Raw genomic sequence first — 3248 nt, 5'->3', positions numbered from 1 at the left:
GGCTCTCTGGATCCTTGGTGCCGAGGGCGTCGCCGAGCCGGTGGCGGATCTCGCGCCCGATGCGCACGCGGAGGTGCCGCACGTCGGGATCATCGCCGAGCATGGCGCTGCTGACCGCCCCGGCCAGTGCGGGTTCATCGGCCACCAGCATCGAGACCTGGCGAAGAACGGCGACCACGCGCGCGGTCTGGTCGGCCTCGCCGGTCTCCAGCGGTGGCATGGCGACCAATCGCCGCCAGAACACCTCGGAGATCAAGTGTTCCTTGGAGGAGAAATACGTGTAGGCGGTGGCGGTGCCGACGCCCGCCGACGCGGCGACGAGCCGGATCGTCGTCCCCGAATAGCCCTCGCGCGACAGCACATCGACGGCGGCGACGGTCAGGCGGTCCACCGTATCGGCCTGCTTTTCGGTCAAGCGTCGTCGAGTTGCTTCGATGCCGGTAGGCGCGATTTCGGACATGTGTCTGGATGGTACTACAGCCTGGTGTACGGACCAATGAACGAGCCATGGCCTTGCGTCTGATCGATAAACCGAACTATATTCCGTACACCTGTCCAGACACGTATCGGAGCCTCGCTATGAACGGCCTCGTCCCCGCCGAAGGCACACCACTGTTGATCGGCGGCAAGTTGATCCCGGGTGGCTCCGGTGTCTTCGCGACCATCAATCCCGCCACCGAGGAGGTGCTCGGCTACGCCGCCGACGCCTCCGGCGCCGACATGGAGGCGGCCATCGCCGCGGCGCGCACCGCCTTCGACGAGACGCAGTGGTCACGCGACCCGAAGTTCCGCGCGCACTGCCTGCGCCAGCTGCGCGACGTACTGGGCGAGCACCTCGAGGAACTGCGGGCGATCACGATCGCCGAGGTCGGCACACCGGTCATGCTCACCAGCGGGCCGCAGCTGGAAGGGCCGATCGCGGACCTGTCCTACGCCGCCGACCTGGCCGAGAACTACACGTGGGAAACCGATCTCGGCACCAGGGACCTGATGGGTATCGCCAGTCGCCGGGTGATCCGGCGCGAGGCCGTCGGTGTCGTCGGCGCCATCACGCCGTGGAACTTCCCGCACCAGATCAACCTGGCCAAGATCGGGCCCGCGCTGGCCGCGGGCAACACCGTGGTGCTCAAGCCCGCTCCGGACACACCCTGGTGCGCGGCGGTGCTGGGCCCGCTCATCGCCGAGCACACCGACATCCCGGCCGGGGTGATCAATATCGTCACCTCCTCCGATCACGGCCTCGGCGCACAGCTGGTCCTCGATCCGCGGGTCGACATGATCACCTTCACCGGCTCGACCCAGACCGGTCGCTCGGTGATGGTGGGCGCGTCGGCGACGCTCAAGCGCACCTTCCTCGAACTGGGCGGCAAATCCGCTGCGATCGTGCTCGACGACGCCGACATCGCTGCCGCCGCGAGCTACACCGCGTTCACCGTCGCCGTCCACGCGGGCCAGGGGTGCGCCCTCACCACGCGGCTGCTGGTGCCGCGCGAGTCCTACGACGCCGCGGTCACCGCCGCGGCGGGTGCGCTCCGCGGCCTGGCTGCCGGTGACCCGACCAACCCGGGAACCGTCTGCGGGCCCGTGATTTCCGAGCGTCAGCGAGCCCGGGTGGAGCGCTATCTCGAGATCGCCCGCACCGAAGGCGGACGGATCGAGGTCGGCGGCGGCAGGCCCGCGGACAAGGAACGCGGGTACTTCATCGAACCGACACTGATCAGCGGACTCGACAACACCGCGACCGTCGCGCAGGAGGAGATCTTCGGGCCCGTGCTCGTCGTGATTCCACACGACGGCGACGACGACGCGATCCGGCTTGCCAACGAATCGCCCTACGGCCTGTCGGGTTCGGTGTGGGGCACCGACCCCGACCGGCTCGACCGGGTCGTCTCGGGGGTACGCACCGGGACCCTGAGCGTCAACGGCGGCCTCTGGTACCACGCGGACGCGCCGTTCGGCGGTTACAAGCAGTCCGGCATCGGCCGGGAGATGGGCGTCGCCGGTTTCGAGGAATACCTCGAAACCAAGCTGATCGCCACCCCCGCCTGACCTCACCGACCCCATTCACACTCAGGAGCTGAACACCATGGCACGTTTCACCGGTCGCACCGCGATCGTCACCGGCGCCGCGCAGGGCATCGGCGCGGTCTACGCGAGCGCACTGGCCGCCGAAGGCGCCAATGTCGTTGTCGCCGACCTCAATGCCGAGCGCGGCGAGGAGGTGGCCAAGCAGATCGTCGCCGACGGCGGGGTCGCCGCCTTCCGTCGCGTCGATGTCGCCGATCCCGAATCCGCTGTCGCACTGGCGGAATTCACCGTCGCCGAGTTCGGCGCGATCAACCACCTGGTCAACAACGCGGCCATCTACGGCGAGATGAAGCTCGATCTGCTGCTCACCGTGCCGTGGGACTACTACAAGAAGTTCATGGGCGTGAACTTCGACGGCGCGCTCAATGTGACGCGCGCGGTCTGGCAGCCGATGATCGCGGCAGGCGGCGGCTCGATCGTCAACCAATCATCCACCGCCGCATGGCTGTACTCGGGGTTCTACGGGCTGGCCAAGGTCGGTATCAACGGCCTCACCCAGCAACTCGCCACCGAGCTGGGTGGTTCGCGGATCAGAGTGAACGCCATCGCGCCCGGCCCGATCGATACCGAGGCCACCCAGACCGTGACGCCGGGAAACATGGTCAAGGACATGGTCAAGCGCATCCCGATCAAGCGGATGGGCACCCCGCAGGACCTGGTCGGCGCCTGCCTGTATCTGCTGTCGGACGAGGCGAGCTGGGTGACCGGCCAGATCCTCAACGTCGACGGCGGGCAGATCATCCGATGACGACCGAATCCGTCAGCGCCCCGGTCGGATTCATCGGACTGGGCAATATGGGCGCGCCGATCGCGCGGCGGCTGCTGGACTGGCCGGGCGGGCTCACGGTCTGCGATGTCAGGCCGGAGGTCATCGAGCCGTTCGTCGACGCGGGTGCGCGTGCGGTCGCCGAGCCGGCGCAGGTCGCGACGCACGCGCGGATCATCTGCGTGACGGTCATCGACGATGCGCAGGTGACCGAGGTGCTCACCGGCCCATCGGGAATTCTGCGTACCGCGGCACCGGGCACGGTGGTCGCCGTGCACTCCACCATCAGTGACCGGACGGCGCAGGAGCTGGCTGCCCGGTGCGCCGAGCACGAGGTCGAATTCGTCGACGCGCCCGTCAGCGGTGGCGCACCCGGCGCGACCCGGGGGAGCCT

Annotated in this window: 4 protein-coding genes; 3 read left to right on the top strand and 1 reads right to left on the bottom strand. The window is 68.3% G+C overall.

Annotated elements, in window-relative coordinates; genetic code table 11:
- On the bottom strand, window positions 1-460 hold a 460-nt coding region (locus ACFWF3_RS29665; protein ID WP_379316912.1), incomplete at its 3' end, for a TetR/AcrR family transcriptional regulator.
- A gap of 119 nt (window positions 461-579) precedes the next feature.
- On the opposite strand from ACFWF3_RS29665, the gene ACFWF3_RS29660 reads away from it, so the two are divergent.
- The 3 genes from ACFWF3_RS29660 to ACFWF3_RS29650 all read left to right on the top strand — a co-directional run.
- The gene (locus tag ACFWF3_RS29660; protein ID WP_378992733.1) at window positions 580-2049 is read left to right on the top strand and encodes an aldehyde dehydrogenase; all 1470 of its coding nucleotides are present in this window, start codon (window positions 580-582) and stop codon (window positions 2047-2049) included.
- A gap of 37 nt (window positions 2050-2086) precedes the next feature.
- Window positions 2087-2836, top strand: a complete 750-nt coding sequence (locus tag ACFWF3_RS29655; protein WP_378630328.1) for an SDR family oxidoreductase — start codon at window positions 2087-2089, stop codon at window positions 2834-2836.
- A partial coding sequence (locus tag ACFWF3_RS29650) for an NAD(P)-dependent oxidoreductase (protein ID WP_379316910.1) occupies window positions 2833-3248 on the top strand: 416 nt, incomplete at its 3' end. The genes ACFWF3_RS29655 and ACFWF3_RS29650, both read left to right, overlap by 4 nt.

The sequence above is a fragment of the Nocardia sp. NPDC060220 genome (assembly GCF_042727815.1).
Classification (GTDB): domain Bacteria; phylum Actinomycetota; class Actinomycetes; order Mycobacteriales; family Mycobacteriaceae; genus Nocardia.
This window is presented reverse-complemented; position numbering and strand designations above follow the sequence as displayed.